Annotated in this window: 16 protein-coding genes; 11 read left to right on the forward strand and 5 right to left on the reverse strand. The window is 41.2% G+C overall.

The features are described 5' to 3' along the window. Positions 1 to 19: 19 nt before the first annotated feature. Positions 20 to 2494, forward strand: a complete 2475-nt coding sequence (locus G7092_RS24020) for a TonB-dependent receptor (RefSeq protein WP_166093444.1) — start codon at positions 20 to 22, stop codon at positions 2492 to 2494. 60 nt (positions 2495 to 2554) lie between these two features. Here G7092_RS24020 and G7092_RS24025 read toward each other — a convergent pair whose 3' ends face one another. Beyond that, the gene (locus tag G7092_RS24025; RefSeq protein WP_166093446.1) at positions 2555 to 3184 is read right to left on the reverse strand and encodes a DUF47 domain-containing protein; all 630 of its coding nucleotides are present in this window, start codon (positions 3182 to 3184) and stop codon (positions 2555 to 2557) included. Positions 3185 to 3366: 182 nt separating this feature from the next. Here G7092_RS24025 and G7092_RS24030 point away from each other — a divergent pair, with 182 nt between their 5' ends. From G7092_RS24030 to G7092_RS24065, 8 genes are all read left to right on the forward strand, one after another. Continuing rightward, on the forward strand, positions 3367 to 3606 hold the full coding sequence (locus G7092_RS24030) for a hypothetical protein (RefSeq protein WP_166093448.1): 240 nt from the start codon (positions 3367 to 3369) through the stop codon (positions 3604 to 3606). A gap of 103 nt (positions 3607 to 3709) precedes the next feature. Continuing rightward, positions 3710 to 3910, forward strand: coding sequence for a hypothetical protein (locus G7092_RS24035; protein WP_166093451.1), 201 nt, complete (start codon positions 3710 to 3712; stop codon positions 3908 to 3910). A 276-nt stretch (positions 3911 to 4186) separates the two neighbouring features. Continuing rightward, a complete protein-coding gene (locus G7092_RS24040; protein ID WP_166093453.1) occupies positions 4187 to 4705 on the forward strand; it encodes a DUF2911 domain-containing protein in 519 nt (172 codons plus the stop codon). A gap of 125 nt (positions 4706 to 4830) precedes the next feature. Further along, positions 4831 to 5922, forward strand: coding sequence for a DUF3810 domain-containing protein (locus G7092_RS24045; protein WP_166093454.1), 1092 nt, complete (start codon positions 4831 to 4833; stop codon positions 5920 to 5922). A gap of 488 nt (positions 5923 to 6410) precedes the next feature. Further along, the gene (locus G7092_RS24050; protein ID WP_166093456.1) at positions 6411 to 8600 is read left to right on the forward strand and encodes a penicillin acylase family protein; all 2190 of its coding nucleotides are present in this window, start codon (positions 6411 to 6413) and stop codon (positions 8598 to 8600) included. Positions 8601 to 8636: 36 nt separating this feature from the next. Next, positions 8637 to 9125, forward strand: coding sequence for a hypothetical protein (locus tag G7092_RS24055; protein WP_166093459.1), 489 nt, complete (start codon positions 8637 to 8639; stop codon positions 9123 to 9125). A 61-nt stretch (positions 9126 to 9186) separates the two neighbouring features. Next, complete coding sequence (locus G7092_RS24060; RefSeq protein WP_166093461.1) at positions 9187 to 10173, forward strand: sugar phosphate isomerase/epimerase family protein; 987 nt, start codon at positions 9187 to 9189, stop codon at positions 10171 to 10173. A gap of 180 nt (positions 10174 to 10353) precedes the next feature. Continuing rightward, positions 10354 to 10788 carry a DoxX family protein gene (locus tag G7092_RS24065; RefSeq protein WP_166093463.1) on the forward strand — a complete coding sequence of 145 codons (435 nt, stop codon included), beginning with the start codon at positions 10354 to 10356 and terminating at the stop codon, positions 10786 to 10788. 218 nt (positions 10789 to 11006) lie between these two features. On the opposite strand, the gene G7092_RS24070 is transcribed toward G7092_RS24065, so the two are convergent. The 4 genes from G7092_RS24070 to G7092_RS24085 all read right to left on the reverse strand — a co-directional run bounded on the left by G7092_RS24070 (position 11007) and on the right by G7092_RS24085 (position 16324). Beyond that, on the reverse strand, positions 11007 to 11276 hold the full coding sequence (locus G7092_RS24070) for a UBP-type zinc finger domain-containing protein (RefSeq protein WP_202985403.1): 270 nt from the start codon (positions 11274 to 11276) through the stop codon (positions 11007 to 11009). Positions 11277 to 11288: 12 nt separating this feature from the next. Then, complete coding sequence (locus G7092_RS24075) at positions 11289 to 12950, reverse strand: response regulator (RefSeq protein ID WP_166093468.1); 1662 nt, start codon at positions 12948 to 12950, stop codon at positions 11289 to 11291. A 178-nt stretch (positions 12951 to 13128) separates the two neighbouring features. Continuing rightward, positions 13129 to 14529, reverse strand: a complete 1401-nt coding sequence (locus G7092_RS24080; protein WP_166093470.1) for an ATP-binding protein — start codon at positions 14527 to 14529, stop codon at positions 13129 to 13131. A 532-nt stretch (positions 14530 to 15061) separates the two neighbouring features. Beyond that, a complete protein-coding gene (locus tag G7092_RS24085) occupies positions 15062 to 16324 on the reverse strand; it encodes a hypothetical protein (protein WP_166093472.1) in 1263 nt (420 codons plus the stop codon). A 138-nt stretch (positions 16325 to 16462) separates the two neighbouring features. Between G7092_RS24085 and G7092_RS24090 the strand changes: the two genes are divergently transcribed. Both G7092_RS24090 and G7092_RS24095 read left to right on the forward strand, forming a co-directional pair. Then, positions 16463 to 17335 (forward strand): AraC family transcriptional regulator, encoded by an 873-nt coding sequence (locus G7092_RS24090; protein ID WP_166093474.1) that lies wholly within the window; start codon positions 16463 to 16465, stop codon positions 17333 to 17335. A gap of 224 nt (positions 17336 to 17559) precedes the next feature. Further along, entirely contained in the window at positions 17560 to 19980 is a 2421-nt protein-coding gene (locus tag G7092_RS24095; RefSeq protein ID WP_166093476.1) for an ABC transporter permease, read from the forward strand. Positions 19981 to 20052 lie beyond the last annotated feature (72 nt).

Raw genomic sequence — 20052 nt, forward strand, 5'->3', positions numbered from 1 at the left:
TAACCCTTTTAGCACAGTAATGAAGCCCGTTTATATACTATTTTTATTTGTTGTATTTTTTGTGAACGCCCAGGCCCAGGTTAACCCTGCTGCCAAGGGTAAGATAAGCGGTAAAGTTACCGATGCCACTAACAAACAGCCGGTTGACTATGCCACGGTATCTGTTTATAAACAAGGCAGTACATCGCCTTTTAACGGCATCAGTACCGATACTAAAGGGAATTTTACGGTAGATCATATCCCCGCAGGTGAGTATAAAGTTACCGCCGATTTTTTAGGGTATCAGCGGGCTACTATTGAGCATGTGATTGTAAAAGATGGCAATGTATCTATCGGTGAAATAAAATTAAGCCCTGTGCCGCACCAGCTTCAGGGTGTAACCATCACGGCTAAAACCCCTACGGTTGAAAATAAGATCGATAAGATGGTTTATAACCCTCAAAACGATTTAAGCGCCCAGGGTGGTGTAGCTATTGACATATTAAAAAAGGTGCCGCAAATAACGGTTGATATTGATGGTAACGTGGAGTTGCAGGGTAATGCCAATATCCGTTTTTTGATCAACGGAAAACCTTCCAGTATTTTTGGGGCGAGTTTAGCCGACGCGCTGGCCAGCATTCCAGCCAGCCAGATTAAAAGTATTGAGGTGATTACCAGTCCGGGCGCTAAATATGATGCAGCAGGTACCGGAGGTATAGTAAACATTATTTTAAAGGACAGCAGAGTAGAAGGGGTAAACGGTAGTGTTAACCTATCGGCTGGTACGCGTCGCGAAAACGGGTCGTTTAACCTGAATGTGCGTAAGGGAAACTTTGGTGTGAATGCTTTTTTCAGCGGTAACGCGCAGATCAACAGTAACTCGCCCAATACCCGTAACCGTGATTCAAAAGATTCGCTGAACAACAATACCAACTTGTTTCAGCAGGGCAGTAACAACTTCAGGCGGAACGGCTATCAATCGGGTCTGAATTTTACCTGGAATATTACCAAACATGATGATCTGACCGCTTCTATTGGCTTTAATCACTTTGGTAATCATGCCGATGGCTTAACGAATGAGGATTCGCGTAAAACAAGTGCTAGTGGTGCTTTACTTTCTGATACGAGCGACATCCGTAACTCCAACAGTAAGTTTAATGGTACATCTACCGATGTTAGCGTGGGGTATAAAAAAACTTTCGATAAAGAAGGACAGGAGCTTAATGTATTGTATACTTCCAGTTTTGGCAATAATAGTTTCAGCTCTTTTCAGCAGCAGGACTATTTAAACAATGTTAAGCCTTCTACAGGTATATCAAATACCAACCCGGGTAAAGATCATGAAACCACGGTTGCTGTTGATTATACACATCCGGTAAGTAAAACTTTTACAGTAGAGACAGGCGGTAAAATTGATTTTAATAACATCAACAACAGCGTAGCTACTTCGGTATTATCGCCGGATGGTGTGTTTGAGCCGAGCCCTGGTCAAACTTATAGCTTTAAGTATGATCGTAAAATATACGCGTACTATTTATCAGCTTCGGCATCATTATTTAATAATTTCCTGGATGTAAAAGGTGGTTTACGCGATGAATACACGGTTACAACAGCGGATTTTCAGGGCGTTAATATCCCTAACTATAATATCCTGGCGCCATCGTTGGTGTTTTCGCATAAGCTGGATGCTACACAATCCATCAAGCTAAGCTATACCCGCAGGATACAGCGCCCGGATTATGGCGATCTGAACCCGTTTTTAAATATCAGCGATGTGCATAACATCAGTACCGGTAACCCTAACCTGAAACCTGAAAAAGGCGATAATTTTGAGCTTGGCTACAACAAAACTTATGATAAAGGGGCTAATATTAATATTGCCGCTTTTTATCGCCGCAATACAGATGATATACAATCGTTTACAACCTTTTACCCTACACTGGATGTAAATGGTACTACCTATACCAACGTATCCTATAGCCAGCGATACAATTTAGGGTCAGAGATCCGTACAGGCATCAACATTTACGCTTCAGTGCCGGTTACCAGTAAACTGAGTTTGCGCACCAATATGATTTTTAGCGACAGAACCAGTAATAACCCGGGTCTTGCAAGTGTGAGTGCTTTTGCCTATCGCTTAAACCTGAACGCACAATACAACTTTGGACATGATTTGAGTGCTGAGTTTTTTGGCAACTACAACTCGTCGCAGAAAGGCATACAAGGTACCAACCCTAAATTTGTGTTCTATAACCTGGCCATGCGTAAAATGTTCATGAATAAAAAGGCCAGCATCGGACTTACGGCGTCAAATCCGTTTGCCAAGTATGTTAGTCAGAGTTCATCAACTTTTGGAAATGGCTTTTATCAAACCAACTTGCGCCTGGTTCCGGTGCAATCATTTGGCATCAGCCTGAGCTACAAATTTGGCAAGCTTGATTTTAAGAAAGATAACAAGGACAAAGAAGACGATAATAACAGCAATAACGACAGTCCGGCCGAAAAAGGTAAATAAGCAATTGGCTTATTTACCTTTCTTTATTATAAGTTAAGGTTTGATACGGAGGAAAAATGGTTAACCGTTTTTGATCAGGATGCTTTCAATAATAAGGGTTGCATCTTCACAACTGTCCGTTGCGGTTTCCATCGCCATAAATACATCGGTATATTTAATGAGTTGGATGGCATCTGTTTCATTGGCCAGCAAATCGGCAAAAGCTTTATTATAAACCGCATCGGCCTGGAATTCCAGTTTTTTGATACTGCTGCAAAGTTCAAATATTCGTGCAGAGTTACCCAGGTTGTTCATGGCGTTAATCGCTTTTTCGAGCTCGGTACTGGTTTGTAGTATCAGGTTGGCCAGACTTAACATAGGAGGTGTTATTTTGGGCACATCATACAAATGTATCCTGCGCGATGCCATGGCTATACTATCAGCTACATCGTCAATAGCAGCCGCCAGATCGCACATATCCTTACGCTGAAATGGCGATATGAGCTGTTTGCCTGATTCTGTGAATACCAGGTGGGTAAGTTCGTAGCTTTTTATCTTTAATTTATCAATATGCGTAAAGCTGTATTTTTGCTCAAAAACATCTTTTGAGTTTACAGCCATATCAAGCAACTTAGCCATTTCGGCTACATTGGCTGCTGCCCTATTAAACAAGTCGTAAAAAATCTTATTGGAATTTGGAAGTATCGACATACACTGAACTTTATGATCCTCTTTTTTAATATCATTAAACTAAAATGCTGTATTTTAGTTGATTAACTTGCTTAAGTCCTCAATAATATTTTGCCTAAATGTAGATATTAATTTACGTTTAAACGTCACCTTATTGTTAATGTAATGTTAATTTAATATTATTAATGACGTATATTTATAGCATGTCTAAACATCATTTACCTACTTATGCCATTGTTGAGCTGTTAATAAGGTTATCGCAATACAATTATTTGATAGGCGATTACAAGAATCACAGTGCGTTTGATACAGGGGTGATGGTTAAAACTTCGGGAGGGAGCATCAGTTTTCCAACCCATATTGTGCTCCGGCAATTTGAAGACCCAACTACGATTAGCGATGACGAATTGTTGCAAATGGCTTTACGTTTCAGGAAAGCCTGATCTCCATTCGTTATTCAGGTACTGATAAATACTTTGTAATATTTGGGGGTGGATAAAACAATATACCTGTACTCTGTATTATTATTACATAAGTTCATTATTTATGAAACCCGCTGATAAACATTATAAATTTATAAACAGTAAAACTGGTTATGTAATTTATTATCATTCCATAAGCAGCGATCATACCGCCGAACAGATCAGGACCGAATTGCAGGAAATTAAAACCAGGGTGGCCATTAAAAATGGGATATACCTTGAAACTGTTTACTGGGAAGAGTTCAAAGACGACATTAATGTTTAAGCCTGTGCTTAATCATGGAAAAGATAATATAAAAAACCCCTGCCTTGCGGCAAGGGTAAAAAACCACAACAATTGTTTAATCTTAAGGCTATGAAACCCTAAGATCAATTCCTAACTGCAATGTGGCAATCTATTTATATAACGTTGTGATAGCATAATTAGTTTTAGCCGTTTACATATTTTTAGGGGTAATGTGTTAAACTAACTTATTTATATAGTAAATGAAAAGCAAACAAATTTCATCTTATATTTACCAATAAAACTATAAAACACACTATGAGAAGATTATTACAATTTAAAGCAGGATTGCTTTTTGCATTTGTGCTTTTAACTTCGGTTGCCTTTGCACAGGATAAAAAACCAATGGCAAGCCCACGCGATAGCGTTAGCGGTAAAGCAGCGGGTTCAACCTTAACTATCAATTATGGCAGTCCATCGGTTAAGGGCCGTAAAATATGGGGCGATCTTGAGCCATGGGGTAAAGTATGGCGGGCCGGTGCCAACGAGGCTACCACTTTTACAACAACTAAAGCAATCAAAGTTGAAGGTAAAGAGCTGGCAGCCGGTACTTATGGATTTTTCCTGATACCGAATGAGAACGGTACTTGGGCTGTTATATTTAACAAAGTGGCTAAACAATGGGGCGCTTTTAAATATGACGAAAAACAGGATGCCTTACGTGTTAACGTAAAAGTCAAAAAAGCTGCTGCACATGAGCGTTTGGTTTATACCATATCAGCTAAAGGTTTTAGTCTGCTTTGGGACACTACCGAAGTCCCTGTTTCTGTAAAATAAAAATATTTTAGGTGATTTGAACCTATAGAAGCCCCTTCGAGGGGCTTTTTTTATGGCGTACTAACTCCCAATAGCCGTTTAATAGTAATTTAGCAAATTACTATTAGCTTATACATACACCCCTGATGCGTTATAATCTTAGCGAGAAACCTTTATTAAAAAGAATAGTAGTCATATTATCACTGACCCTGGCCATATTTATATTGATGCAATTTGCCGATCATCCCGCCTGGGTTGAGCGATATTATTCAAAAGGGTTTTATATGTTTATTTGCTATGTACTGCACCCGGTTTTTAACCTGTTTCCTTTTAGTGTAGGCGATGTGGTATATATAGCTGTAATAGTATACCTCATTTATAAAACTATCGGTTTCTTTAAATTGCTTTTTAAAAAGAAGTTTAAAGAAACGGGTTTAATGTTGCTGGGTTTGGTGATAGGGGTGCAGGTTGGCATATTAGCGTTTTATCTTTTTTGGGGGATGAACTACTTTCGGCCATCAGCAGCAGAACGGCTTAATTTACGCGATACCTCATTTACAACAGCCGATCTGCATAAAGTAACTCAACTGCTTATAGATAGCGTAAATGCCACACGGGCGCGGGTCACTGCAGCCGATATGGCCCAAAGTAACCGTAATATTTACCAAACTGCCGAACGGGCAATACGATCCTTGTCGACCAGTTCAGCCAGCTTTGAGGCCTGGCATCCTGGGGTTAAACCCTCCATACTCACGTTTTTGCTCAACTTTATGGGCACATCGGGTTATTATAACCCTTTTACTTCCGAAGCGCAGATCAATTACCAGATGCCTGTTTTTAACCGGCCCTTTGTTGCCTGTCACGAAATGTCGCATCAAATGGGTTACGGTGCCGAAGATGAGGCCGATTTTGCCGGCTTTGTAGTTGCCGTGCATTCCAGGGATCGGCTGTTACGCTATTCGGCTTATCACCTGGCTGTCAGCGAATTTATGTACACGCTGGGCAGGCGTGATACAGTGGCCTATAAAGCATTAAAAGCTACTATTTCAAAGGAAGTACGCCACGATTACGCCACCGAACACAATTACTGGTTATCCTATGAGAATAAGCTCAACGCCATCAGTAGTATTTTTTATGATAGTTTCCTAAAAGCGAATAATCAACCTAAAGGACTTGAGACTTATAACCGGATGGTATTGCTAGTTATGGCTCAGGAACGCAAAAACTGGGTTCATTAGAGGTTCATTAGTTCACTGGTTCATTAGTTTATTGGTATCTGGTTGTATAACACCTGCTCATTAGCTATTGCGGTTACTAACATATAGAAAATAAAGGGTTCATCCGCGTTTACCAATGGACGAATGAACCAGTGAGCTAATGAACTAAAAAAAATGCGTCCCGGTATCTCACCCCCGGAACGCACTGCAATATCATCAAATGATATTGTATCAACTAAATCTCAGATATCATGCTTAATGAGTACCTAAGCCCTTATAAATTTACTGTTGTAAAAAGTGCACAGTAAACAAAACTTTATTACTTTGTAAGTATGCTGTTTGTAGCAATAAGATTGATCAGTTTAGTATTCAATTATGAATAATTGAATGGAAACGCCTTTGTATTGTAAACATTGTACGCTTGAACGGCAAATCTACTGTAATTATTATGAAATCATTTTAAACTTTATAATCAAAAAGTCAAATTGACCAGTAAAAATATCGTTACCATGAAGTCTTATATAACTGTAATTTTAATATTTTTCCCTGGAGTAATTTTTGCTCAAATATTTAATCAAAACGAAATAAAGCGAGCAAAAGAGCAGGCAAAAGCAGTTACCATTATACGTGATAATTGGGGAGTTCCGCACATTTATGGAAAAACAGATGCCGCGGTAGTTTTTGGCTTGATGTATACCCAATGTGAAGACAATTTTAAAGGCATCGAGCGTAATTACCTTTACCAATTAGGCAGGCAAACTGAAGCAGATGGGAATAGTAAGCTATATACAGATGTACAATTACAGCTAATAGCCGACAGTACCGAAGCCATCAAAGATTATAAAGCCAGTGCGCCCTGGTTTAAAAAGCTCATGGATGCTTTTGCCGATGGCATCAATTATTACCTGTACAGACACCCGGAAGTAAAACCACAGGTATTTAAGCACTTTGAACCCTGGTATGCTTTAATGTTTACCGATGGCAGTGTTGCCGCTACCGAAACCGGGGGGATTTATCCTAACGAAACTGGATTGTTTTATAATGGCGCAGGTGAAAAACTGGGAGCCTTGAGTAGTAAATCAAGTCCAATTTATGATATGGTGAATGAGCGCGAAACCGGATCAAATGGTTTTGCAATAGCGCCATCCAAATCGGCATCGGGGCATGCTTTGTTATATATTAACCCGCATGTGCCTTTTTATTTCCGTAGTGAAGTAGAACTGGTGAGCGATGAGGGCTTACATGCCTATGGGGCGGTTACCTGGGGACAGTTTTTTATTTACCAGGGCTTTAACCAGCATTGCGGCTGGATGCATACCAGTAGTTACGCCGATGTTGGCGACCTATATGCCGAAAAGATGAGCAAAAAAAATGGTCAGTGGTATTATGAATATAATGGCTCATTGAAGCCGGTTATTATCCGTAACCTGGTACTGAATATTAAAAACGGCGATAAGCTGGAACAAAAAACAATCACTGGTTATTATACCCATCACGGGCCTGTATTGGCGAGTCGCAATGGCAAATGGCTGGCGTTGAAAGCTAATAATCGCTCCTACAATGCCTTGCTGGAATCATGGTTGATCACTAAGGCCAATAACTTGGTTGAATATAAAAAGGCAATGGACCTGGTATCCAACGCCTCAAACAATACCGTTTATGCTGATGATAAGGGTAATATCGTTTTCTGGTACGGCAATTATATCCCCAGGCGGGATCCAAAGTTTGACTGGAGCCTACCCGTTGATGGCAGTACTTCGGCAACCGAATGGCAAGGTATACATGCTCTAAAAGACATTATAACCGATATAAACCCGGCTACCGGCTGGATACAGAATTGTAATTCTACACCGTATACAGCTTCCGGAGCCAGCAGTCCGGATAAAAATAACTACCCTGTTTACATGGCTCCTGACGGAGAAAATTACCGGGCCATTACTGCAATTAGATTGCTCAAAGATGCTAATCATATCACGCTTGACAGTCTGATAGCAACAGGCTATAACCATTACCTGGCTGCTTTTGACGATCTGCTGCCACCCTTATTTACAGCTTATAACAATGCCCCGGATTCCGTTAAACAATCCCTAAGGGAACCCGTCGAGTTATTGCAGCAATGGGATAAATACAGCGCCGCAAATTCGGTAGCCAGCACCCTGGCTATTGAGTGGGGTACGGCAATGATGAAAAATTTACCTCCGCCCCAAACCGATCAACAGAGCACTTTTATTACCCAACGTGTGAAAAAACTTGCTCAGATGGATGGTGGGCATCAGCTTGAACTTTTAACAGCCGTTTTAAAAAACCTGCAAAGCCGCTTTGGTACGTGGAAAATGCCCTGGGGGGATATAAACCGCTACCAGCGCCCTGCTGATGGCATTACCTTTGATGATAAACTATCGAGTATTCCGGTTGGGGCAACCGGATCGGGCTTTGGGCAGTTGCCATCGTTCCAGAGCCGTACCATGAATACGCAAAAACGCTATGGTTATTCGGGTAATAGTTTTGTAGCAGCTGTTGAGTTTGGTCCGCGTATAAAGGCCAAAAGTATTATTACTGGTGGGCAGTCTTTTGATGCCGGATCAAAAAACTTTACCGACCAGGCGCAAGGTTTTATTGATGGTAAGTTTAAGGATGTGTTATTTTATAAAAGTGATGTGTTGAAACATGCTCAGAAAACCTATCATCCGGGCGATTAAATCACGCACTGAACAATATATTTGGATATCAAAAAAATGAAGAAATATCTCCTGATCGCCTTGCTGGCCTGTTGCAGTGTTCATGTATTTGGTCAAAGCATTACGCTGAATGATTTGATCAATATCTCCAACCTGCCTAATGACGATGCCCATAATTATTTAGTGAACGGCAAAGGATTTAAAAACGAATACCTGCAGGATGTTAATGGCCACACGGTTGAACACCTGCACAAAATTGCAAATAATAAAACCCAGGAAACAGTGATCATAGGCGAGGGCTATAAGCTCAGTAATGGAAGCATGTTGCGCACCGTTAGTTACAAATCGCAAACGCCGCAACACTTATTCAATTTGATAACACAGGCCAAAAGCGCCGGGTTAAAAATGAACATCCAGGGAGCTGATGCCGCCAATAATATTTATCTTTTTGACAATAGCTTTTATCACATAGCTATATATGTTAACCGTAACAACACATTTGGGTCGTTAGAGCTGAAACAGAAGGAGTTTATCGGTTTCGATTAAGCTTTCCCCGGTCAAAATTCAGTACAGCTTTATTATATTGCATAACCAATTGATAAAGCCTATGAAAACCATCACCCGTAAAAAGTTTATCACCACAGCCGCGCTGGCAGCAGCCGGTATGCCTTTGGGGCTAAGTGCCTTGGAGAAAGTATCTTCAGACCCTCTAACCATTACGAATCAAAACAGCGCACGCACTCCCGAAAAAATTAAGGTCAGCATCTTCTCCAAGCATTTACATTGGCTTAATTATACCGATATGGCTGCTTTGGCTGCCGAAATGGGTTTCGACGGTGTTGATCTTACCGTGCGCCCCGACGGTCATGTATTGCCGGAAAATGTTACTACCGATCTGCCAAAGGCGGTTGCCGCGGTTGAAAAAGCCGGGTTAAAAGTGTACTCCATTGTTACCAATATTAAACAGCCCGATGAAAAATATGCTGCTGATATTTTAAAAGCAGCTTCGGCACTGGGTATTAAATATTACCGTACAGCCTGGTTTAATTATAACAAAGCCATAAATATACCGGCAAATTTGCAGACTATTAGTAATCAGCTTGCCGGACTGGCAGCTTTAAATAAACAATATCATATGCATGGTGCTTATCAGAATCATTCAGGTGATCTGTTTGGTGCCTCTGTCTGGGATCTTTGGCTGGCGCTTAAAGACCTTGATCCGGAACTGATCGGTTGCCAATACGATATCAGGCATGCCACTACAGAAGGGGCCGATACCTGGGCTACGTCGATACAACCCTTGGTGCCTTTTATTAAAACCACTAATATCAAGGATTTTTACTGGGAGAAAAAAGATGGTAAATGGCAGGTAAAAAGCGTTCCGCTGGGCGAGGGGATGGTTGATTTTAAGAAATACTTTGAAGTGATTAAACAACAAGGTATTGGCAGCCCCATGAGTTTGCATTGCGAATATGAACTGGGCGGTGCGCAGGATGGTGCCAAACAATTAACTATCAGTAAACAACAGTTTACCAATGCGGTACAAAAAGACTTATCCACATTGCGGGGATGGTTAAAAGATCACGCTTTGTGATCAATTGACCAATAATTGATGACTTGCCCTTGCTTTCAACTACTTGCATATCCTCCTGTCGAAAAAATAATTTGCATATATAGCACGTTTCTTATTATATTTAGTAAAATAAGGTATGCCCCTTTAACTCATAAAGCCGCTGCCTTTATACCAATTAACCTTTAAAAAAAGGAGGCTGTCATGAACCTGGTTCATAAAATTGAAAATTGGGGAGATACCCATCACCCTAAAGCCCTTGATCTGATACGTATTGCGCTAGGCGTATTTTTATTACTGAAAGGTATAGCCTTTATGGAAAATACCGCATACCTCAAAAGTTTGATTGATAGTCAGAATGTAGTCGATCTGACGCCTGGTGTGTTGATGGCGCTGGTTTATTATGTAACGTTTGCCCACATGGTTGGCGGCGTACTGATAGCGGTAGGTATACTCACCCGTTTGGGCTGCATTATACAAATACCTATAGTTTTGGGTGCGGTATTTTTAACCAGCATATTCCAGGAGCCTATCAATGCCCTGGCATGGCCATCCATTGTAGCGTTGGTATTACTGGTGCTTTTCATGATCCTGGGATCGGGACCTATCTCCTTAGATAAGTATTTGAGCGAAAAGTAGTGAGTAGTGAGTGGTGAGTGGTGAGTGGTGAGTGGTGAGTGGTGAGTGGTGAGTGGTGAGTGGTGAGTGGTGAGTGGTGAGTGGTGAGTGGTTTGAAAAAATGATAAGCAATTTAGATAATTCTGTCAATTCTTTAATTCTGATTCGGACAGTAAAAATCCTGCGAATCCATTAATCCTGAAAATCAAGGTTCAGACAATTCTGATTCAGACAAAAAACTAATACCCTGTAGCCAATTCATCCACATAGCACCAAAGCCAGCGTTCGCCGGGTTCGGCAGATATCACAACCGGATGCCCGGTTTGCTCAAAATGTTTGGTCATGTGTGTATTTGGCGAGCTGTCACAGCAAAGCGTTACCCCGCAGGTTTGGCAGGTACGCAGATGCATCCACGAGGAATGTGTTTTTACACACTCCTCGCAAATGTAATCCTGTGGTTGTTTGATATCTTTAACGGCAGCTAAATGCTGACATGTTTCCTCTTCCATCATTTTATTTTATTAAACTTCTGCCAGGTATTTATGTACAAAGCTAATGGCCATAGATCCTTCGCCTACGGCTGATGCTACCCGGTTCATCGCTCCGGCACGTACATCGCCGGCGGCAAATATGCCCGAGCAGCTGGTTTCCAGTAAAAATGGATCGCGTTTCAGTTTCCATATCTTACCAAAGCCTTCGTAGCTGCGTAGCTCGCGTCCGGTTTCAATAAAATCTTTATTGTTTTTGATAATGTCGAGCTTGATCCAGTCGGTATAAGGTTTTGCACCGATAAAAATATACAGGGCGTTGGCTATCTTTTTTTCTGTTTCCTGGGTTTTGCAGTTTAACAGGGTCAATTCTTCCAGGCAATTAGTACCCTCGGCTTCCACAATCTCTGTATTAGGTACCACCTGAATGTTAGGTGTATCTGCTATTTGATTAATGAGATATGCCGACATGGTAGCCACCAGATCATCACGACGGATAATGATATATACGTTTTTGGCAAATTTGGACAGGTGCATAGCTGCCTGGCCTGCGGAATTACCGCCGCCAATTACGTATACTTCTTTACCTGTACATGCCGTAGCTTCTGTAGTGGCTGCGCCGTAATAAATACCTGCGCCGGTATAGTTTTCAACTCCCTTAACCTCCAGCTTACGATAATCAACTCCCGTGGTAATGACTACGGTACGGCTGATAATTTCGGGGCCATCATCCAAAATAATGGTTTTGTAACCATCTTTTTGTTTGATATCACTTACCGACTGTGGCGATAAAAACTCGGCACCCAAACGCATAGCCTGGCTTATGGCGCGCCTGGTTAAATCAGCTCCGCTTAAACCTGCCGGGAAACCCAGGTAATTTTCGATACGCGAGCTGGTACCTGCCTGGCCACCCGGTGCCTTGCGTTCAATTAATAATGTTTTTAAACCTTCCGATGCACCGTAAACGGCTGCTGCCAGGCCTGCAGGGCCGGCGCCTATGATCACTACATCATAAACATCGGTTAATTGCTGCGGACTTTTATCCAGCTTTTCGGCTATAGCCCTTATACTTGGTTTAGCTATGTGGCTGCCATCTTCAAAAATTACCAGGGGCAGGTCGTCGGTTGTTAAATTATTTAAGGTAAGTAAACCCGCGGCATCAATATTTTTTTCGATATCAAACCAACGGTAGGGTATCAGGTTGCCTGCCAAAAAATCTTTGATCTGGTGCGATTGCGGTGAAAATTGAAATCCCACCAGTTTAATACCTACAAACTCGGGTACATAGTTATTTTGCCAATCGTCAAGCATGTCATTGATTACCGGATATAGCTTTTCTTCTGGCGGATCCCAGGGTTTCATCAGGTAATAATCAAGCTGTACATCGTTAATGGCTTTTATCGCGGCCTCGGTATCTGAGTAGGCGGTAAGTAAAACGCGTTTAGCATCGGGGTATATTTTTTTTGCCTTCTCTAAAAATTTCACTCCTTCCATCTCGGGCATGCGCTGGTCGCACAGGAACAAAGCAACCACGTCCGAGCTGTTTTTTAGTTCGGTAAGGCTTTCCAGGGCCTCGGTTGCTGATGTGGTGCTCAAAATTTTGTACTCTTTACCATACTGCGATCTTATATCGCGGCTTATGGACCGCAGTACCTGCGGGTCATCGTCAATGGAGAATATTATAGGGCGGCTCATAGGGGTGTTTTTCTAAAGGTAAAATTATTAATATTTTGAGATAAGTAGTTAGTATTTGGTATCAAGTAGTTAGTATCAAGTATCAAGATCCTCTGAAGGTTGAATCCAAAACGCAGATTGTCGTGATACTTGATACTAATTACTTGATACTTTAATTTGCTACTTGATACTAAATAGCTCATCCGTCAATCAGGAAACAAACGCTGAATACGGTTTTGCCCGGTATTGATTTAACTTTGATAGAGCCACGATGCTGTTTTACAATGCGTTGTACTACTTCGAGCCCCATACCTGTACCTTTGCCCATTTCTTTGGTTGTAAAAAAGGGGTCAAATATCAGGCTTTGTATCTCTTCGGGTATCCCGGGACCATCGTCAACTATAAACACTTCCACAAACTCGCGGTCGCGGCGTGTTTTAACGGTTAATGTACCCTGGCCGTTAACGCTCATGGCATCAATAGCATTATCAATCAGGTTGGTCCATACCTGGTTAAGCTCACCTATCAGCGCCTTTACTTCGGGCAAGGTTTCGTCAAAGTCTTCAATAACATTGATATTGCCTTTTCTGATCTTGTAACCCAGCATGGTAAGCGTGTTGCGTATACCAATATGGATGTCGGCATATTGCTTATCCTGCCCACGATCCATGTGGGTAAATGTTTTAACAGAACTTACCAGTTCGGCAATTCGTCTGGCCGATTCCTGTATATCGCTAATCATTTTCTCGGAAATCAGCACATCACTTATCCAGTTCAGTATATCTGATAATTCTTCGGGAGCAACAAGCGCATTGAATTTTTCGAGTGTTTCGGTGCTGAAATTAAAATCAACAAAGCTTTCTACAATATCATAACCATTCTCTATCTCGTGCTCATCAAACCATTCCATTATTTCATCTTCACGGTGGGTGCGTTGCTTAAGGCTTAAGCGTGTTGTATTTTGCTGTGAAATTTGATGAAATAAAAGGTCGGTAACACCGGTAACCTGTTCGGGCTCAAGCCTCATGGTAAAGATAGCCTTCACACTTTCAGGCTCCTGTTCCAGGTGTTTTTTTAATGTGAGCGAATCACGTACAATGGCCGATGCGGGGTTGTTTAACTCATGCGCCAATCCGGCAGATAATTTACCCAGGGCCATCATTTTTTCGTTTTGTTGTTGCAGGGCTGTAAAATCACGTACACGGTTGGTCATGATACTCACCAGCGATTCTGTAAGCTCGTAATGGTTCCTGATCATATCGAGTATCAGGTCGGTATTAAAACTGCGTATGTGCAGTTTGCCAATGGCTTGCGCATACCCTTTGGATATTTTTCCTCTTGAAAACGGCAGGTAGCCGGTAATATTACCCGGGCCCACAACTGTAAATTCGCGTCTGAAACCACCTTGCATCATAAAAAAACGCATGCTGCCATCAACCATAATATGAGGGCCGCTCATGGGTTCACCGGGTTGCATCAGGAACTCACCATCCTCAAAAAAGTTATCTATACTATTATCCAGCAGCCATTGCAGCTGGTCTTCGGGTACGTTATTAAAAGCTTCGAGCGATTTTAGCCAGGATACAGTTACCGTTTGCATGTATTAAAATTAGCTATTATTATTCAACAGTTTAATGAGCACAATATTGCGCAGCACTAAACCCAGCAAAATTGCATTTGCTAAAATACGTATGATTTTTAAATTGGGTGACTTATGTCCCAACGATTTACATTAATAGGATAAATCTAAATTTCGCGAAGCAATATCAGGACTGTTTAAAAATCTTAAGAAATTGATTTTTATTTATATATTATTGATAATAAGATTATTGTAATTTTATTTTTAAACAAATAACACTCATATTTGTTGCCTCTGAATAAGGTTTAAATTAAAAGATTTACAAACAACTTCCCGGTGGCGACCAGAGGCCGCCACCTTGTTGGAGAGATAAAGCATTAAAGGCCTTACCATCCCTGAGAAAGCTGGTAAGAAAGATCAAACATGAGATTGATCTGGATTTAGTTGATGTTATTGATTTAATCAGTAAAGCGCGTTCCGGAGGTGAGATGCCGGAACGCTTTTTATATCATACGAAAAAGTACCGGTATAGGTTTTTAGATTTTACGTTATGTTAAAAATTATAATGTAACCCTGCCAGTATACTGCTTAAGTTTAAAGAATAGTCACCACTGGTTTTGGATCCTGAGCTAATGTTATTAGTTATTGAGGTTGATATAATGTAAGCTACGGAAATATCGATTTTTCTATTTAAAACTATTCCCACTTTTAGCGGATAATTTATCCAATAGCTATTAACATTTAAGTAGTGTTTTTCGGTTACCTGGGTGTAGCCGTTGTAAAGTTCATCACCTTTGTTTTTTGAAAAATTAAGAGCAAGGCCCGCATCCAGATAAAACTTAAAGTCATTGGTATTATAAGCATTAAATACCAACTGTGGATAAAAGACCGCGATATATTGAGTAAGGCGATACTGGCTTTTCGGTTTTTCAGGTTGGTTAAAATAAACATCGGCAACGGTGTTGTAAGAGTCGCGGGTAAATAGAATTTCGCCTCTTAGTACAAACTGACCAACATTTGGGTTAATATAAATATTGGCACCTCCGGATAGGGTAGGATTAACAGAGGTTAAGGTAGCCGGGTTATAAAATGGAAACGCACCGCTGGGTTTTAAACGGGTTATATTAATTCCGGCACCAGCAAAAAAACGAACAGAACTGTTGGTCCCGTAATCTTTGGTATCGTAAGCCATTTTGTTTATCATTTCAGAAATCTTTTTCAGATCGGGGGCATTATAACCCGTTTGCTCAATGAGCCTCTTGAGCTCATCAGAATTGGGATTGTACTTCTGGGCTAACCCATATAACTGGGAAACAAAAACATTTTCAAGATGGGTATCTATACCTCTGTCTGGTATATGATATATTCTGTAAATTAATTCAAAGGGGAGGTTATTACGATTATCCGCAATAAAATACCTGATTTTTATGTCGTCGACGTAAGCGTATAAGGTAATACTGGGGCCCTTTTGCAATACTTGTAAAAAAGCGGTGTCGAGCTTATAGCTAGTATCGCGACCGGTTGAAAGCCTTGAAATATTGGTTTCGTCGGTACTCACAGGGCCGGCGTATTGCTGGTAAGCCAGGTTGAGAGCTCCAAAACCCCGGATATCTTTTGCTTTGTAATTTTTTACCCCGGTAGCAGTTTTAAAGTCGACATTATGGGGGCTGTTTTCCCATTCCCGAAGATTAATTGCCCCGCGTACAGTATCGCCATTGTTGGTAACAATATAGCCTGGTTTATAATTACTTTGGGCAAAACAATAAAGAGGAAGGCATAAAAGTATACACGCGGTAATTTTGTAAAGATGTTTCATGGAGTGATTCAGGTTTAATTGTATGTAATTTATTAAATTATTTAATGCGCTGAAGTACTTAGACGTATATTCTTCAAAAATTAAGCTATTTGTACATTTTTTATATACATTTACCTTGTCAATTGTAAATTAGCTTGAATGAAACCGCTTTTACTGAAAGTTTCTTCGGGGCCCGCACATTCATTTAGTGTAAGGCGCGATGTGTTGCCCGATATCAATAACCGCTGGCATTGCCATCCGGAACTTGAATTAATTTACTTTAAAAAAGGTAGTGGTACCCAGTTTGTCGGCGACAGTATTAAGCAATTTAAGGCTGGCGATATGACCTTGGTTGGCTCAAACCTGCCGCATTACTGGCGTTTTGATGATGTTTACTTTGATCATAACGGGCACGAGAAAGTAGAAATAATTGTAGTGCACTTTTGTGAAAACTTTTGGGGTGACCATTTTTTGCAGCTACCCGAAAACAAGCTGATCAAAGTTTTACTGGAACGATCAAAAAGGGGCCTGCAGATAAGTGGAAGCACCAAAGAAAAACTCACCCGATTGCTGGAAGATATGCTGGATACTGATGGTGCCGAAAGAATCATTACGCTGCTCAAAACACTCAATACTATGGCCATCAGCAATCCGGTTAACTACCTCACCTCTATTGGTTTCAAGTATGATCATAACGAATCAGAGAACGACAGGCTCAACAATATATATGAATACTCGGTACGTAATTTCAGGAAAAAGATATACCTGGATGAGATTGCCGAAATAGCAGGAGTAAGCTCCAACTCTTTTTGCCGGTATTTTAAATCAAAAACCCGTAAAACCTATTCACAGTTTATCATCGAAATAAAAGTAGGTTATGCCTGTAAGCTGCTGATAGAAAACAAGATGAACATCAAACAATTATGCTACGATAGCGGCTTCAATAACTTTTCAACTTTCCATAAGCACTTTAAACAAGTAACCGGGAAAAGCCCGCTGATGTACCAAAAGGAGTTTACTAAAAATCCGTAAGGGGATAGGATCTCATCATCAAGTGGGTTTACATGTAAACCCACTTGATGATGAGATTTGTTGTTTAATTAATTGATTATCAGTAAATTAAAAGTATGTAAGCCGTAAAAAGTGTAAACCCATGTAAACCCACTTTAACAAAGATAATTTATCCCGACTAGGTATAGCAGCGGCTTGATAAATAGGCAATTATCCTTATATTTAGCCTCCAACCTTTTCAAATTATGATTCGCAATATTCTATTGGTTACTTACCGCAATCTGGTAAAAAACAAAATATACACATTTATTAATGTAACCGGTTTGGCGCTGGGTATGGCAGCATTCATACTCATTACCGCCTTTGTGAATTTTGAAAAAAGCTTTGACCGTATACATCCCGATGCAGCCAATATTTACCGGGTAGAGAGCCAGTTTTATCGCGGCCAAGAACTTACCGACAGCTGGCCAACCAGTACCAACGGATACGCCCCGGCCATGAAAGCCAATTTTCCGGAGATAGCATCTTACGCCCGTATCAGCTGGGCCGGTTCTGAAAGGGTGGTCAAGTATAATAACACCAAATACCGGGAAGAGCATGTTTGCTTTGCCGATAGTAACTTCTTTAGTTTTTTTGCCTATCCACTGGTAAAAGGCGATGCATTAACAGCGCTTAAGGAAGTGAATACCATTGTGATATCACAATCGGCAGCAAAAAAGTATTTTGGCGATGTTGATGCGATGGGCAAATTCCTGGACGTAAGCACCCTTGGTGATAAATATCATTGTATGGTAACTGGTGTGTTCAAGGATATACCGGCTAATTCAACCATGCAGTTTAATTTTTTGATGTCCTGGAGTACCTCATCTAAGTTTGTTCAAAACTTTTGGTATCAGCATGAAAGCTACACGTTTGTAAAATTGAACCCAGGTGCCAGCATCCAGTCGGTGGAAGCTAAATTCCCGGCACTAGCGGAACAATATAAAACTGGTCCGTCGTTAAAAGAGCTAAAGTGGACAATTAAACTTGTGCCGCTTACAGACATTCATTTAAACCCGGCCAAGCCTTATGAAATAGAGGTAAAAGGCAATCGTTTCGCGGTTAATTTTTTAAATATCATAGCCTTCATTATCCTGATGATAGCCTGTATCAACTACATTAACCTGGCAACTACCAAATCGGTCGATCGTGCACGGGAGGTAGGTATCCGTAAAGTAAGTGGGGCACATGTATCGCAATTGATCCTGCAGTTTTTGATGGAATCGGTAATTATTAATGTAGTGGCCTTGTTACTAAGCATGGTACTGGTATTGGGTGCCCGTTACGGATTGTCGCGTTATTTATCCGATAGCAATACTTATGGTTTGTTATTTAATAGTGGCTTGCTGGTAAAAGTAAGTGCGGTGTTTTTGGGTAGCATTTTAATATCTGGTATTTATCCGGCAATGGTACTCGCCCGGTTAAAACCAATAGTAGTATTGAAAGGGCGGTTCGCGTTTTCGAAAAGCGGGATACTGCTGCGGCGGGGAATGGTGGCCTTTCAGTTTATGGCATCGGTACTGCTTATTGCGGGTACTTTTGCGGTTTACAGGCAAATTATTTACATGAGCAGCCAAAGCACAGGTGTAAATATCAACCAAACCATCGTTATTAAAACTCCGGTAAATACCAGTAATTATGCTCAAAAAATCAATAGTTTTAAAAATACGTTACTGGGTTTTTCGGGTGTAAAGGCGGTTACGCTTTCGGGTGCTGTACCGGGCAGGGAAGTGCGCGAGTTTTTAGCCAACAGGCGTTTCGGTGCTCCAAAATCAGAAGAACGTACTTACGAAATGCTTAAAGTTGACCATGATTTTATGCAGGCATATGGCATGCAATTGATTGCCGGCAGGGCATTTGATAAGAGTCGCCCAGCAGATTCTACCGGAGTGGTGCTCAATGAATCGGCAGTAAAACAGTTTGATTTTAGCTCGCCGGAGGATGCTGTTGGGAAAAAAGTGTGGCTCGAAACAGTCGACAAGCACCCCGATGAGGTGATTGGTGTCATCAAAGATTATCATCAGCAATCGCTGCAACAAAAGTATACCCCGGTGATATTGTTTATGGACCCAGCCCTTCGATGGATACCTGCCGATTATTTTTCGGTTAAAGTGAGCCAGAACAACATGACCCAGATGGTAAATAACATCAGAAGTACCTGGAATGATAATTTCCCGGAATCGTCATTTGACTTCTTTTTCCTGGATGATTTCTATAACCGCCAGTATAACCAGGAAACACAGTTTGGGCATGTGTTTACGCTGTTTTCATCGCTGGCTATATTTATTGCCTGTATCGGCCTGTTTGGCTTAACCGCATACTCGGCCGCGCGCCGTACCAAGGAGATAGGCGTACGTAAAGTATTAGGCGCGTCGGTACAAAGTATCATATCCTTACTTACCTGGGATGTGGTGAAGCTGATACTGGTATCAAGTCTTTTTGCTTTGCCGGTGGCTTATATTTTCATCAACCAGTGGCTTAATCATTACGCGTTTAAAGTGACGCTTACCTGGTGGCAGTTTGCGCTGCCGGTATTCGCGCTGGTGGTTATCGCCATAGGCACCACGTTTTATCTCACGTTCAGGGCGGCACTAACTAATCCAACATCATCTTTGAGGAATGAGTAGTCTTAAATAGAGAGGATAAAAAAGGTGTCATGCTGAGCTCAGTCGAAGCATGGTGGGCAGGCCTCTGAGCTC

Source organism: Mucilaginibacter inviolabilis (assembly GCF_011089895.1).
GTDB lineage: Bacteria > Bacteroidota > Bacteroidia > Sphingobacteriales > Sphingobacteriaceae > Mucilaginibacter > Mucilaginibacter inviolabilis.

Excerpts from the sequence above, each read along its gene's own strand:
- G7092_RS24020 (WP_166093444.1), top strand. The coding sequence starts at position 20 with ATGAAGCCCGTTTATATACTATTTTTATTTGTTGTATTTTTTGTGAAC.
- G7092_RS24025 (WP_166093446.1), bottom strand. The coding sequence starts at position 3,184 with ATGTCGATACTTCCAAATTCCAATAAGATTTTTTACGACTTGTTTAAT.
- G7092_RS24030 (WP_166093448.1), top strand. The coding sequence starts at position 3,367 with ATGTCTAAACATCATTTACCTACTTATGCCATTGTTGAGCTGTTAATA.
- G7092_RS24035 (WP_166093451.1), top strand. The coding sequence starts at position 3,710 with ATGAAACCCGCTGATAAACATTATAAATTTATAAACAGTAAAACTGGT.
- G7092_RS24040 (WP_166093453.1), top strand. The coding sequence starts at position 4,187 with ATGAGAAGATTATTACAATTTAAAGCAGGATTGCTTTTTGCATTTGTG.
- G7092_RS24045 (WP_166093454.1), top strand. The coding sequence starts at position 4,831 with ATGCGTTATAATCTTAGCGAGAAACCTTTATTAAAAAGAATAGTAGTC.
- G7092_RS24050 (WP_166093456.1), top strand. The coding sequence starts at position 6,411 with ATGAAGTCTTATATAACTGTAATTTTAATATTTTTCCCTGGAGTAATT.
- G7092_RS24055 (WP_166093459.1), top strand. The coding sequence starts at position 8,637 with ATGAAGAAATATCTCCTGATCGCCTTGCTGGCCTGTTGCAGTGTTCAT.
- G7092_RS24060 (WP_166093461.1), top strand. The coding sequence starts at position 9,187 with ATGAAAACCATCACCCGTAAAAAGTTTATCACCACAGCCGCGCTGGCA.
- G7092_RS24065 (WP_166093463.1), top strand. The coding sequence starts at position 10,354 with ATGAACCTGGTTCATAAAATTGAAAATTGGGGAGATACCCATCACCCT.
- G7092_RS24070 (WP_202985403.1), bottom strand. The coding sequence starts at position 11,276 with ATGGAAGAGGAAACATGTCAGCATTTAGCTGCCGTTAAAGATATCAAA.
- G7092_RS24075 (WP_166093468.1), bottom strand. The coding sequence starts at position 12,950 with ATGAGCCGCCCTATAATATTCTCCATTGACGATGACCCGCAGGTACTG.
- G7092_RS24080 (WP_166093470.1), bottom strand. The coding sequence starts at position 14,529 with ATGCAAACGGTAACTGTATCCTGGCTAAAATCGCTCGAAGCTTTTAAT.
- G7092_RS24085 (WP_166093472.1), bottom strand. The coding sequence starts at position 16,324 with ATGAAACATCTTTACAAAATTACCGCGTGTATACTTTTATGCCTTCCT.
- G7092_RS24090 (WP_166093474.1), top strand. The coding sequence starts at position 16,463 with ATGAAACCGCTTTTACTGAAAGTTTCTTCGGGGCCCGCACATTCATTT.
- G7092_RS24095 (WP_166093476.1), top strand. The coding sequence starts at position 17,560 with ATGATTCGCAATATTCTATTGGTTACTTACCGCAATCTGGTAAAAAAC.